Source organism: Cyclonatronum sp. (genome assembly GCF_022565315.1).
In the GTDB taxonomy this organism is placed as follows: Bacteria; Bacteroidota; Rhodothermia; order Balneolales; family Cyclonatronaceae; genus Cyclonatronum.
This window is the reverse complement of sequence record NZ_JAIUMX010000031.1, coordinates 1-11,927: the sequence shown is the minus strand read 5'-3', so window position 1 is coordinate 11,927 and position 11,927 is coordinate 1. Positions and strand designations below refer to the sequence as shown.

Sequence of the window (11,927 nt, the reverse complement as noted above, 5' to 3'; positions counted from 1 at the left end):
GCCTGTAATTGTTCCCGGTTACAATTTGCGGGCAAAAAAAAATCCTTTGCAGAAAAACTGCAAAGGATTTTTTGAAGCTCCCCGGGCTGGATTCGAACCAGCGACCGATCGGTTAACAGCCGATTGCTCTGCCACTGAGCTACCGAGGAATGTTTTGTTGACAGACCTAAATATACAACCACTACAAAGCCCTTGTCAAGAACTTTCTTAATTCTAACCAGACTTTTTTGAACCCGGCTTCCTACCATAAAATAACCAGAGGAATATCCTGATATTTTAACCTCACCCAATAAATTGAATATGATTATTATAATTTATTCAGTATATTTATACCAGTTAATCACACTTCCAAACACCTATTGGCTGTCCTGAACCTGAACTAAGCCGCAACGAGGTAACATCATGTCACTGAACCCTTTAAACAGAAAACCTGAAGCGAACATTAACCACGGTTATTTTGTGCGCATACAGGCGGGTCTTGTAATTAGCATGCTGCTGTTCATAGTGATATTTAAACTTAATATCAGTTTTGAGCAAAGTATGGATTTTGAAGTAACAGAGCGTCAAATCATCGAAATAGAAGAAATCGTGCAAACCGAAATCGTGCAGGCACCACCTCCGCCACCCCGGCCACCCGCACCGATTTCCGTTCCTGATGATATTATTATGGACGACAACCTGATAGATTTTGATGCTTTTCTGGATTTCGACGACGCCCTGGCAGCACAGCCAGCGCCACCTCCTCCGCCACAAGCTGAAGAGGATGAAAACGAAATATTTGTAATTGTTGAGCAAATGCCGGAACTCATCGGTGGAATGGCCGAACTTCAGCGCCAAATCGTGTACCCTGAAATAGCAAGAAGAGCAGGGATACAGGGGCGCGTAGTTGTACAGTTTATTATTGATGAGCAGGGCTATGTAAGAAGCCCTGTGGTGGTACGCTCAGCGGGTGGCGGGCTTGATGAAGCAGCCATCGATGCTGTACAAAAAATACGGTTTACTCCGGGTATGCAGCGCGGCCGGCCCGTACGTGTACAATACACTTTACCAGTTCAGTTCAGGCTAACACAAGCCGATTAACACATCAACGGTTCGGCCCTGAACAGGCCGGACCGTTCTTTTTTGAAACTGAGCTCATTTTTTTAAACTGCCCTGACAGCTCTGTCGGGCAGTTTTTTTATAAGCTTTTCCCATCAATAATTGACGGTTTTTTAAGCTCACAGAAAATTAGCTTTTTGCAGCATGCTGCTGCTGTCCCGGAAGCTTCCATCGCCCGTCATAACCCACTTCATGAAGCACCAGCCCCTTGGCAGGAGCGGTCGCTCCGGCTTTATTCCGGTCCGGGTTTTTAAACAATTCCAGAAATGCTTCGGGTGAAATCCTGCCCTTCCCTACACTCACAAGTGTACCCATAATTGAACGCACAAGATTCCTGAGAAAGCGGTTCGCGCTAATTACATAGCAAAACCTGCCATCTGCATCAGGCGGAAGAAACCGTGATTCAAAAAACCAGCACCGGTGATGCGGCAGCTGCGGATCAAAGGGGGTGAACGACAGGCAGTTTAGGTCGCCGTGTATATAGGATGCTGCTTCATGCATTGCAGCAGCATTCAGCGGGGCCGCAAAAAAAGCTGTTGTATCTGAATGAAGCGGCTGATGACTTTCGGAAAAATAATAATGATAGGTGCGGTAATGGGCATCGAATCGTGCATGGAAATGTTCCGGTACCGCACGTATTTCTTTCACATAAATATCGTTGGGCAGAAGCCCGTTAAGGCTGCGCCTGAGTCGTTTAAGCTGATCTTCAGTAATGATTTGGCCGTAATCAAAATGTGCAACCTGCCCCCTCGCATGTACCCCTGCATCCGTACGACCGGATCCGTAAACCGAAACATGGGTGCGAAGAGCTAAACTCAGGGCTTTTTCAGTTTCCGACTGTATAGTAGGATCTGAAGGCTGTATCTGCCAGCCGGAGTATTGAGTGCCGTTGTAGGCCATTTTCAGAGAATATCTGGGCACTTGCTGTTTAGGTTAATAAAGACCTGTTAATATTTCACCATACGAATACGAATCCCCAAGTTCACGCTGTTGTCAGAACCGTAGCAAAAGTCGCGCTTCATAACCGCTGCCATTTCCTGATTCAGGCAGGCTAATTCCAATTTCCATATTTCCCATAATACTGCTCTGATTGCGGGCAGTAATAAATGCATGTACTCCACTCACTACCCGGTTAACAACCATAAGTGTAACTACTGCAGGAATCTGCCGCTCAGCACGATCTTTGCGATCTCTAAGCCTCAGGAACTCACCCCTGCTTTCCTCTGTCTGCCATTGCCAGCGGTTAGCGGGCACATCGTCAATTAGCCTGTCCCAGTTTCGGCTGCGCAGTTGTGCCTCATTGTAGCTTGCGAGGGAATTAGAAGAAGCAACCGCAAGTTCAACATTACGCGGTACCGACCTGAGATCAATACCGGCATAACTGCGTGCATGGGCATAAATATTATTTTGCAGGATTGAAGCATTGCTGCTTAGATACATCAAACTTCCGATTAACAATAGATCGGCCCCAAGGTGATACTGCCCCCGTCTCCAATCGGAAGAATCTGCATAGTACTGCCCCCAGCCGGGCAGCACAAACGAGCGGAGCATTGCTCTGCCGGGATTGGGCTGCGCCTTCACAACCGGAAAAAGCCGGGCATCTGATTCCGTGAGTATCTGCTGATTTGCGTGCGGTGTATTAAAAAGCATTGCTTCTGTAAACTGCGCCTGAGATGCAGCAGGAAGAATTAGCAGCAAACCAAAAAGAAAAATCAGGCCTGCCGCAGCAAACCTGATTTTCCGGAATTTGTTATCGTTCAAACTTATTTTAAGACCCTGCATAGCGGGATTATGAATTTTGGTTTTCAGCCTTATCAGCTATCTCTTGCTCATCTTTGTAATGCCGGGCACGCTTGTAAGCCTTGCGCTCGTCGCCCCAGCGGCGATAGATTGCAATTGAGAAACCAAACATAAGCAAAAATGTTCCAAGCCAAACTACAGATACCAAAGGCTTCCGCTCTATAGCCACGATAATCCATTCATCTTCAACCTGCTCTTCAATTCCAATAAGGCGGAAGTGCGCTTCATCAGTTCTGGTGTCTATGGTTTCGAACATCACGTCAAAACCGAAACTTTCTATGCTTAGAGGAGGGCTGTAAATGGTATTCACTCCATCCTCAAACAAAATTGCATACACAGGTTCGTGAACTTCAGCATGCCGGGTTTGCAGGTTGATGATTTCAATTCTTGCCCGTACACCTACTACAGCATTTTCGGGCAGCTCAGATTCGGTCATATTAATAAACCGGTCAAATCGGATGTTGTACTGACCAAGCTGCCGGGTTGATCCGGGACGAAGACGCACCAGGTTGTTAATTTCGCTGTTGCGAAGCGACTCTTCATACCCGTTCATCAGAATATCAGCCACAGCCTGAAATGTAGTTTGATTTTCAATCCGGTTGTTCTCTTTTTCAACCAAAGATGAGCCTGATACATAAACATAAATATCGCGAAGCCATCCCATACGTACCTCAGGATCAACAGTCCAGCTCATGTTGCCTGCGGAAGAGTTGGCGATCATAGGATAAACCACCGGATGAACAGCAAAAGTACGGCCGGTACGCAGATCCTCGAACTCGATCCGGTACTGCTGTTCTCCGGGTCGGTTCTCATGCGTGATTGTTGCATTCGTGAAAGTGACGTTGTAGCGGTCGTTAATGCGCTTGGGAACGTTCATGTCAAGCTTCATCACATCCATAGTCTGATACACGCGGAAACCATCTTCGTCAAAGATTTCTCCTCTCTCTACGGCAGCATTATAATTGATGGTTGACCGGTCAAGAAGCGGCGTATCATAAGCAGCACCTAAAAAACCGATTAAGAGTACCCCAAAGCCGATGTGTGTTACTGAACCGCCAATCATCTTTGGAGTGAGTTTAATGAGCCTTGCCATTACCATTCCGTTACCAATAATGGTAAACACGGCAGCGAACAGATAAACCATATAAATGATATTGTTCACACCAGAAACCACAATAAGTGCAACCGTTATTATTGAAGCCGAAATGGTTGGGGTAATGAGCACGCCCGCAAATGTTTCGGTGTCTTTGTACTTATTCCACCACAAATACTGTGTAAGTACCGTAAGAAATGCAATAGCTATCGCAAAAGGAAGGGTCCAGTCGTTATAAAACTGAGGTTGGGGAGGCGTAGGGTTTGCAACGAATAATCGGCCGATAATTGGAGCACTTGTGCCGAGTATGATCACCAGGGAAACCAGCAACAACGTCATAGCACCCGAGAACATGAAAAACTCCCTTGAAAACATCGGCGTTTCATTTTCCGGGCTTGGCAGCTCACGCATGCGTAATAAATAAAGCAGCAAACCGCTTAAAGATACTGCCATGATAAACAGAAGCAGCTGATTGTACAGACCCAAATCAACGAAGCTGTGTACAGAAGAATCACCAAGAACACCTGAACGGGTCAGGAAGGTCTGATACACAATAGTAACGTAGGCAAGTATGGCGAAAATAATAGACGCTTTGTGCGCGATTTTACTTCGCTTCTGAATCAGCATGGTGTGAATACCAGCCGTCCCTAAAATCCATGGTACCAGCGATGCATTTTCTACAGGATCCCAGGCCCAGTAACCGCCAAAGGAGAGCGTTTCATAAGCCCAGTAACCGCCAAGAAAAATTGCAACAAGGAGGCAAAGGTTTGCACCAAGGGTCCAGGGGAGGGCAGGGTAAATCCACTCATGGTATTTCCGCTTCCATAACGAGGCAAGAGCGTAAGCAAAGGGAATTGCCATCATTGCAAATCCCAGAAATATGATGGGCGGATGAATGATAATCCAGGGGCTTCTGAGAAGATCGTTCAGTCCGCTACCCTCAGCAGGTATGAAAGAAGGATTATTGATAAAAACCGGCAGATGTGCAAATTCTGCAGAGGTAAGGCGGAAGGGCGATGCACCGATGTGAACTCCGAATACCGTAACTCCAATTATCATTGAAATCAGAAAAACGTGAGTCATTGTCATAAAAAACATCACCGGAGCACGGTAAGTATCGCTAGTCCAGCGAATCAGACCCATTCCAACCAGAAACGAACAGAGGATCCAAAGCATAAAGCTTCCCTCCTGCCCGCTGTAAAAGGCCGCCCAGAGATAAACATTACTCAGATCTGAACTTGTGTAGTTATACACATAAAAGTACTGAAACTGATTGGTCAGCAGCAGATATACCAAAAGTGCTGAACCCAAAAACATCATGGCTCCGTGAAAGCCGAAAAGCAGATGAGCCGTGCGCTCAAATGATTTGTTCTCTTTCTGAGCAGCAAGAAAATAAAAAACAAAGGCCCCTAACGAGGCCAGAAAAGCGATGATAACGGAAAAAGATCCGATAGTTCCAATCATGGTTTACAGCTAAAAGTATGAATGATAAACAGTTCAGGCATAAGGCAGGAGCGGGTTATAAATTAACCATCTCAAGATTTGATGCATCGTTGTATTTAGACGGGCACTTCACGAGCATATCGTCGCTGAGCATAACCCCGTTGCGCATCTTACCGACTACAACAAGGCTTTCAGCATCTTCGAAATTATTGGGCTTGGGCTTATTATAGCTGATCCGCCGAACCTGCCCGTAGTTGTCTTCCATGTAAAAATTAAAGACCATACGCTGATTGTCAAAACCATGGGGCATATCTGGCACCCATTTCCCGATTACATGCACACGATTGCCGCTCGTCTCAGCTTCTTCGAAGCCCACATAGCTTCCAAGACTGTTTCCGAAGTTCCACATAAGCAGTGATGTGAAAAGTACAATTGCCACGGTTCCGATAATTACTCTGGGTTTCATAGGCTCATTTAATATTATAGTAATTCAGATATCTTGAATAATACCAGGAGGTATAAGGTAATTTTTTCTTTTTCTTAGGAGGATACTTATCTGAAGTTAATCTTCAGATGGTTTACCCTTAACCGACAGCTTTTTCTCCAGTGCGTCAAGTTTACGGTCAACACGAATCAGATAGAAAGCCAAAACAAACCAAATAATTAGGCTTACTGTAAGTACTACAAATATAAGGTCATTTGACGACATTATCTGAATAAACATGCCTGCTTCTGCCTGAGCATCAACCCCAGACCAGCTCTGGTAGTAGTTGTCTGCGAGGGTATCTGCGGCAGCATACACAATGGTATCGTTCATAAACCTTTGTTAATGATAATTATAGATTAAAGTTCTGAGTTTTTGGATTCCAGAACCAAATTCAGTTTCCTGTATCGGTACCTGAGGTTAGTCATCCAATATGCAAGTGCAAAGAAACCGAGTATTGCAGGGTAAAAAACAATTCTCAGCTCTATTGCAGTGAATTCGCTGAAAGCCGGATTCCCGTCAGCACCGGGGTGCAGGCTTGGAAGCTGCCGTGGTATCACGTACAGCAAGAATGGAATGGTTGAAGCCGCGAAGATATTGTACACTGCCGATAAGCGGGCTCTGAGCTGCTCATCATCGAATGATGACCTCAGAATGAAGTAAGCAATGTATATCAACAGCGCAATTGCGGATAAATTCATTTTGGGCTCAGCGAAAGTCCACCAGGCACCCCAGGTAAAACGCGCCCAGACCATACCCGTGAAAAGACCACACAAACCGAACACAACTCCTATAGCAGATGCAGATTCAGCTTTCAGATCGTCGTTCAGGTTTTCACTCCACAGGTACCTGACGCTGTAAACCATGCCGGCAGCAAATGATGCAAACATAGTAAACCACATGGGTACATGAAAAATGAGATTACGCGCTGTTTCTTCCAGAACTGCTATTCGTGGTATATTCACCAGAAACGCAGCTGAAATTACAGCTGTTATCCACGCAAGTACAAAATACTTCCAGAGTTTCAAGCTAAGCCAATTATTACGGGATTATTCTTTTTGCCTAATTCTAATGATAATATATGAAACTAAGGTGAAACTTGAGTGCGATCCCGCCTTAGTGCAGGCCACATCTGCGGTTTATTTTGAAATTCCACACTCCTGACTCACAACCTGTCTTCAGGATTTTCAGGCAGTCATTAAATTCTTTATTTAACAATCAGCTTTTGAAGTTATGGCAGAAGAAAAAGCAATCCTTTACAAAACCCATCCCGGTCATTTCAAAAAAGAGTTTCGCAAAGCGTTCTGGCAAATCTTTCTTTTGGGATTCGGATTCATTGAAATAAGCAAACTTAGGCGGCGGATAAAAAATACGGCCTACCGTGTTTTCAACGACCGTATCGAACTGAAGGATCCCGCACTTGAGCTCGATGAAGTGATCAGAATAGAAGATCTTCTCAAGGTTAGGCGAACACAATCAGCTGATCAGAGCAAATACGGCCTTTGTGACCTACACCTTGAAACAGCTGAAAAAAAACTTGTGATGACCGGAATCGAAAAAGGGGAACAGCTTGAAGATGTGCTTTATATCGCCATTGAAAAAAACAAAAGACGCAAAGCAATGCAGGAAAGAGCAAAGGGCGATTATACTGATTTTCGGGTCGGAGGGCTTGAAAATATGAACGACCTTGTGGGTATGTGGCAGCAGGGGCTTATTTCAGATGAAGATTTTGAGGCCGAACAGCGCAAAAACAGAAATCAGCCAAATTAGCTTTTTCCGGTACTGCCGAACCCTCCGCTTCCCCGCACTGTATTTTGCAGCTCATCAGCTGATTCAAATACGGCCTGCACAACAGGGGAAATAACAAGCTGTGCGATTCGGTCGCCGTGCATGAAGTTTACGGGTTCCCCGCCATGGTTTATAACAATTACACCAACTTCGCCCCGGTAGTCGGCATCGATTGTACCCGGGCTGTTCAGCAGGGTTACTCCATGACGCAGGGCAAGACCGCTTCTGGGCCTTAGCTGTGCTTCGAAACCGGCCGGTAGTGCAACTGCAATTCCTGTAGGGATCAGCATCCGCTCGCCAGGAAGTACCGTGTAAGGCCCTCCGCAAACCCTGAGATCCGCACCGGCTGAGTCATTGGTTTCATAGGCCGGTAGCGGCAAACCGGCATTGTGAGGAAGGCGCTTAACAGCTACAGTGAGTTTCTTTCCTGATTCAGACTTATTCATTTTTTTGAAAATCAATGAGTTGTACACGAACATTGCCAATCCAGACAGAAACCCTTGCTTCAATAGGAATACGCCATTCACTGGTGTCGTAACGGGACTCAAACTTCCCGTTAAATCCAAATGGTCCGTTTATTGAAGCATCACCGTAACTAAGATAGACATCAACCATATCGTTGCCATGGGCAGCTGAGCGCACCCGGTCGCGGTTAAGGGTATTTCGGATATTTACGACGGCAACTTCTTCATCTATAAATATGGGGAAATCAATTTCAGATTCGGTGCCGGCATGCTGCCGCCCTACATAAAACAAGGCCGGGCCACCGTCGAGGCGTGTCGGAAGGTCAAGCGTATCGGTTGGGGCATCGTGCTTAACAACGATGATTTCACCCCGCTCATAATCAAATGTGTAGCCGTACTCGGGAAACCTGCCCCTATGAATATTATCAACCCAAAACTTATGCGCCCAGGTTGTACTGTCGTTTCGCGACAGCAATGAATGATACTCATACCTGCGGCTACCCATAAGCGGGATACCCGAATTGGACTGTATTACGGCAATGCTGTGAAGAAGCTGTTCCCCGTTTATAACCGTATCTCTTGAAGAAACAAAAACATTACCCAGGCGCATGAAACCGTACCTGACCTCATAGGTAAACTCCTCCTTAGCCTCGAACATTGTTCCAAGGCCGGGCGCAGGGTTTCTTTCTGTATAGTGAAAGCCGGCTGCGGCACCCGCAAAGCAGACCATCAGAAAAAAAAGAAGCGCAGCAGATATTTTTTTCCCTGTATCAGGCATATTCTTCAGCAAAAACACCAAGCGCATCCTCATCGAAGCCTACCATTGCAGCATCACCGGCCAGTAATAACGGGCGTTTAATCATGGTTTGATGCTCGAAAAGAATTTCAGCCAGTTCTTCCCCGGTCAGTTCTTTACCTGCGAGCCCAAGCGACCTCCATTTCATACCCCGCCGGTTCACAAGTGTATCAAGCCCGACTTTAGAAATTGCGTCTTCAAGCTCTTCAGCACTGAGCGGATTCTTTTTTACATCTCTGAATGTGTAATTTATCTCCTGCTCTTCCAGCCATTTCAAAGTTTTGGAAATCGTATTACAGTTTTTGATTCCAACTACGGTAAGCATTTTTGCATGGTATTTAATGAATAATTATCAACTGAAAGCATAAATCGGATGTTTTCAGTATCAGCCAAAGTTAACGAATAAATATGAGCTGATGGTATCTGATTTCTTCTTTGGCAACGAAAGCCAACGCAGCGACAGCCGTTCTAACATGCCTCTGACAGAAGAAATTCAAAATCTGAAAACCTTATTTTTTCACAAAATCTTATTTTCTAAGTTGTATCTTATATTTTAGTTATTACTGATACTTCCTCCTCTTTTTAGATGATACTTTCCCGCCTATTTATTTGGTTAGCCCTTGCCCTGGGTTCTGTAACGTTGCTTTCATGCAGCTCAACTGATGATGCACAACGTGATTTTGAGCGGGAGGCTTTCAGAACTCCTTCCGGAATTACAGAAACCGACGCAAGCGGCAACATCATTAGCTCCGACCCCGACGATTGGCGCGTTGGTCCGCTTTTTGCCGGTTTCGTTGAGGTACAGCAGCCCGCCTACCCGAACCCTACAACAGGGCAGATTGTAACAATTGAGATGCTCATTACCGGGCTGGGTGCTGTAAACGGTCTGGACGTGCTAACCCTTGATGACCGAAACTTTTTCAAACGTCTGTTTTTTGATGAAAGGCGACCTCTTCCGGTAGGTTTCACCCAAATAATAATTAACCCCGTTCAGTTTGCACCGGGCGGCAGCGGCACCATTTCAGGCGCAAGGGGGCTGCACCGGGTTTTTGTTTTCGACGGGCGGGAAAACCTCATTACCTATGGGGATATTCGCGTAGATTAGATTATCTGAGCATCCCAATTCAGCAAAACCGCCTGTATGGGCAAAATCAAAATAAATACATGAAAAAAGCCACGCCATCACAGAAAAAAGTACTTAATCAGCTTATTTTCATTGAGAGCTATGAAACGCTGCTTACTGAAACCGGGCTACAGCGTGGTGAACTACGGGACGATCTGATCCAGCTAATTAATGCAGGAATGATTCAGGTTTTTGACCCGGCAAATCAAAAACAAGTAACCGCCTACGACTCTGACCGGCTCGATTTGTTTTGTTTTCGGGCTTCAAGCAGCGGTTTGGCGCAGCGGTAAAGCAGTATCCCAAAAATTCTAATTCCCAACCATTATGACATTCGAAACAACCATCAATAAAAAAAACCGGACGGTTGAAATTCTGGATTCCGGAAACAAAGCACTGATTGACGGAGAAGTTGCCCCTTTCAGCTTTGAACGCCTGGATGCAACCCGCTACATCCTCCGCTTAGGCTACACTACACACATCATCAGTAACATTACAAAAAACGACAATCAGCTTGAATACACCATTGACGGCAAATGGCATACCGCCTCCGTTAAAGACGAGCAAATGATGCTGCTCGACCGTATGGGGTTCAAGGTCGAGAGTTCTGCCGGAGAAGGTATTTTGAAGGCACCTATGCCCGGCAAGATTGTAGCCATTCTGGTTGAAGAAGGCGCGGAAGTAGCAGAAGGGCAGCCTGTTGTTATTCTGGAAGCAATGAAAATGGAAAACGAACTGAAATCACCTTCTGCAGGCCGCATCAAAAGTATCAGCGCCGCAGCCGGGCAGTCTGTCGAGAAGAACGGTGTATTATTGGAGATTGAGCCTCTTGGATAAATTTGTAATTGAAGGCGGCAAACCGCTTCAGGGTGAGATTAAAATCAGCGGATCCAAAAATGCCGCACTCCCCCTGATGGCGGCTGCCCTGCTTGCCGACGGAAAAACGACGCTTCATAACATACCTGCCTTACACGATATTCTCACTTTTAATAACGTGATGCGTGTTACCGGTGCGCGGGTGGAATTTGACCCGGAATCCGAGACCCTGTCGATTGATCCCGACACCATCTATTATCCGGAGTCGCCCTACGACCTTGTGCGGAAAATGAGGGCTTCTTTCTATATGCTTGGTGCCTTGCTTGGCAGGTCGGGTTTTGCACGGGTATCACTGCCCGGCGGCTGCGCATGGGGCCCAAGGCCGGTTGACCTTCATATTGAGGGGATGAAGGCTTTCGGGGCTCACATTAGTCTGGAGGAGGGTTACGTAGTTGCAAAGGTGCCGCAAGGCTCAGGGGGTCTTCCCGGAGGCAGCTTTAAGCTCAGCCCCTCGAGTGTGGGTGCAACCGTAAACCTGTTGCTTGCTACCGTTAAGGGCCGCGCCAGGGCAGAAATCCGGAATGCTGCAAAGGAACCCGATGTAGTACAGCTTTGTAGCTTTCTGAAACAAATGGGCGCTCAGATTGAAGGCATAGGCACATCAACACTGCACGTACAGGGTGTACCGCATCTGAAAGGGATCACCTTCCATAATGCGCCTGACCGTATCGAAACCGGTACTTTCATGATTCTCGGTGCCATGCACCCGGAATCCCGCCTCACCCTTACCAATATTGCTGCAGGCGACCTTGGGATGTTTCCGGGCTGGTTCCAAAAAACCGGTGCGGAATTGCAGCTCAGCGGGAACTCCATGCAAATCATCGCACCTGAGGTTATTCAGCCGGTTTCGGTTATCACAGAAATCTATCCTGGTTTCCCAACCGATCTGCAGGCGCAATGGGCAACACTAATGACACAGGCAGAAGGTGAATCTCAGGTTACGGATACGATTTACCCCGACCGGT

General features: G+C 46.3%; 15 protein-coding genes and 1 tRNA gene. 6 read left to right on the top strand and 10 right to left on the bottom strand.

Going from position 1 to position 11,927, the window contains the following annotated elements:
- Positions 1–77 precede the first annotated feature (77 nt).
- Positions 78–149 (bottom strand) — tRNA-Asn (locus LAT75_RS07050).
- A gap of 253 nt (positions 150–402) precedes the next feature.
- On the opposite strand from LAT75_RS07050, the gene LAT75_RS07045 reads away from it, so the two are divergent.
- Positions 403–1,080 carry an energy transducer TonB gene (locus LAT75_RS07045; RefSeq protein WP_291481935.1) on the top strand — a complete coding sequence of 226 codons (678 nt, stop codon included), beginning with the start codon at positions 403–405 and terminating at the stop codon, positions 1,078–1,080.
- Positions 1,081–1,227: 147 nt separating this feature from the next.
- Here LAT75_RS07045 and truA read toward each other — a convergent pair whose 3' ends face one another.
- The 6 genes from truA to ccsA (LAT75_RS07015) all read right to left on the bottom strand — a co-directional run bounded on the left by truA (position 1,228) and on the right by ccsA (LAT75_RS07015) (position 6,946).
- Complete coding sequence (truA, locus tag LAT75_RS07040) at positions 1,228–2,019, bottom strand: tRNA pseudouridine(38-40) synthase TruA (protein ID WP_291481934.1); 792 nt, start codon at positions 2,017–2,019, stop codon at positions 1,228–1,230.
- A gap of 72 nt (positions 2,020–2,091) precedes the next feature.
- Positions 2,092–2,859: a hypothetical protein gene (locus tag LAT75_RS07035; protein ID WP_291481933.1), complete on the bottom strand. Its 768-nt coding sequence runs from the start codon at positions 2,857–2,859 to the stop codon at positions 2,092–2,094.
- 28 nt (positions 2,860–2,887) lie between these two features.
- Entirely contained in the window at positions 2,888–5,455 is a 2,568-nt protein-coding gene (gene ccsA, locus LAT75_RS07030; RefSeq protein ID WP_291481932.1) for a cytochrome c biogenesis protein CcsA, read from the bottom strand.
- 55 nt (positions 5,456–5,510) lie between these two features.
- Positions 5,511–5,900, bottom strand: a complete 390-nt coding sequence (locus LAT75_RS07025; protein WP_291481931.1) for a cytochrome c maturation protein CcmE — start codon at positions 5,898–5,900, stop codon at positions 5,511–5,513.
- A 96-nt stretch (positions 5,901–5,996) separates the two neighbouring features.
- Complete coding sequence (locus tag LAT75_RS07020; protein WP_291481930.1) at positions 5,997–6,251, bottom strand: CcmD family protein; 255 nt, start codon at positions 6,249–6,251, stop codon at positions 5,997–5,999.
- A 26-nt stretch (positions 6,252–6,277) separates the two neighbouring features.
- The gene (gene ccsA / locus LAT75_RS07015) at positions 6,278–6,946 is read right to left on the bottom strand and encodes a cytochrome c biogenesis protein CcsA (RefSeq protein WP_291481929.1); all 669 of its coding nucleotides are present in this window, start codon (positions 6,944–6,946) and stop codon (positions 6,278–6,280) included.
- A 205-nt stretch (positions 6,947–7,151) separates the two neighbouring features.
- On the opposite strand from ccsA (LAT75_RS07015), the gene LAT75_RS07010 reads away from it, so the two are divergent.
- Positions 7,152–7,688 carry a PH domain-containing protein gene (locus tag LAT75_RS07010; RefSeq protein ID WP_291481928.1) on the top strand — a complete coding sequence of 179 codons (537 nt, stop codon included), beginning with the start codon at positions 7,152–7,154 and terminating at the stop codon, positions 7,686–7,688.
- On the opposite strand, the gene dut is transcribed toward LAT75_RS07010, so the two are convergent.
- The 3 genes from dut to LAT75_RS06995 form a co-directional block, all read right to left on the bottom strand.
- Complete coding sequence (gene dut, locus LAT75_RS07005; RefSeq protein WP_291481927.1) at positions 7,685–8,152, bottom strand: dUTP diphosphatase; 468 nt, start codon at positions 8,150–8,152, stop codon at positions 7,685–7,687. The genes LAT75_RS07010 and dut overlap by 4 nt on opposite strands.
- Positions 8,145–8,828 (bottom strand): hypothetical protein, encoded by a 684-nt coding sequence (locus LAT75_RS07000; RefSeq protein WP_291481926.1) that lies wholly within the window; start codon positions 8,826–8,828, stop codon positions 8,145–8,147. Before LAT75_RS07000 ends, dut begins: the two co-directional genes overlap by 8 nt.
- A gap of 112 nt (positions 8,829–8,940) precedes the next feature.
- Positions 8,941–9,291: a Spx/MgsR family RNA polymerase-binding regulatory protein gene (locus LAT75_RS06995; protein ID WP_291481925.1), complete on the bottom strand. Its 351-nt coding sequence runs from the start codon at positions 9,289–9,291 to the stop codon at positions 8,941–8,943.
- Between the two features lie 261 nt (positions 9,292–9,552).
- Here LAT75_RS06995 and LAT75_RS06990 point away from each other — a divergent pair, with 261 nt between their 5' ends.
- From LAT75_RS06990 to LAT75_RS06975, 4 genes are all read left to right on the top strand, one after another.
- Entirely contained in the window at positions 9,553–10,071 is a 519-nt protein-coding gene (locus tag LAT75_RS06990; RefSeq protein WP_291481924.1) for a hypothetical protein, read from the top strand.
- 59 nt (positions 10,072–10,130) lie between these two features.
- Positions 10,131–10,379 (top strand): hypothetical protein, encoded by a 249-nt coding sequence (locus LAT75_RS06985; RefSeq protein ID WP_291481923.1) that lies wholly within the window; start codon positions 10,131–10,133, stop codon positions 10,377–10,379.
- A 34-nt stretch (positions 10,380–10,413) separates the two neighbouring features.
- Positions 10,414–10,923 (top strand): acetyl-CoA carboxylase biotin carboxyl carrier protein subunit, encoded by a 510-nt coding sequence (locus tag LAT75_RS06980; RefSeq protein WP_291481922.1) that lies wholly within the window; start codon positions 10,414–10,416, stop codon positions 10,921–10,923.
- On the top strand, positions 10,916–11,927 hold a 1,012-nt coding region (locus tag LAT75_RS06975), incomplete at its 3' end, for a UDP-N-acetylglucosamine 1-carboxyvinyltransferase (RefSeq protein WP_291481921.1). The genes LAT75_RS06980 and LAT75_RS06975, both read left to right, overlap by 8 nt.

Excerpts from the sequence above, each read along its gene's own strand:
- ccsA (WP_291481932.1), bottom strand. The coding sequence starts at position 5,455 with ATGATTGGAACTATCGGATCTTTTTCCGTTATCATCGCTTTTCTGGCC.
- LAT75_RS06990 (WP_291481924.1), top strand. The coding sequence starts at position 9,553 with ATGATACTTTCCCGCCTATTTATTTGGTTAGCCCTTGCCCTGGGTTCT.
- LAT75_RS07000 (WP_291481926.1), bottom strand. The coding sequence starts at position 8,828 with ATGTTCGAGGCTAAGGAGGAGTTTACCTATGAGGTCAGGTACGGTTTC.
- LAT75_RS07020 (WP_291481930.1), bottom strand. The coding sequence starts at position 6,251 with ATGAACGATACCATTGTGTATGCTGCCGCAGATACCCTCGCAGACAAC.
- dut (WP_291481927.1), bottom strand. The coding sequence starts at position 8,152 with ATGAATAAGTCTGAATCAGGAAAGAAACTCACTGTAGCTGTTAAGCGC.
- LAT75_RS07025 (WP_291481931.1), bottom strand. The coding sequence starts at position 5,900 with ATGAAACCCAGAGTAATTATCGGAACCGTGGCAATTGTACTTTTCACA.
- LAT75_RS06995 (WP_291481925.1), bottom strand. The coding sequence starts at position 9,291 with ATGCTTACCGTAGTTGGAATCAAAAACTGTAATACGATTTCCAAAACT.
- LAT75_RS07045 (WP_291481935.1), top strand. The coding sequence starts at position 403 with ATGTCACTGAACCCTTTAAACAGAAAACCTGAAGCGAACATTAACCAC.
- LAT75_RS07010 (WP_291481928.1), top strand. The coding sequence starts at position 7,152 with ATGGCAGAAGAAAAAGCAATCCTTTACAAAACCCATCCCGGTCATTTC.
- LAT75_RS06985 (WP_291481923.1), top strand. The coding sequence starts at position 10,131 with ATGAAAAAAGCCACGCCATCACAGAAAAAAGTACTTAATCAGCTTATT.
- LAT75_RS06980 (WP_291481922.1), top strand. The coding sequence starts at position 10,414 with ATGACATTCGAAACAACCATCAATAAAAAAAACCGGACGGTTGAAATT.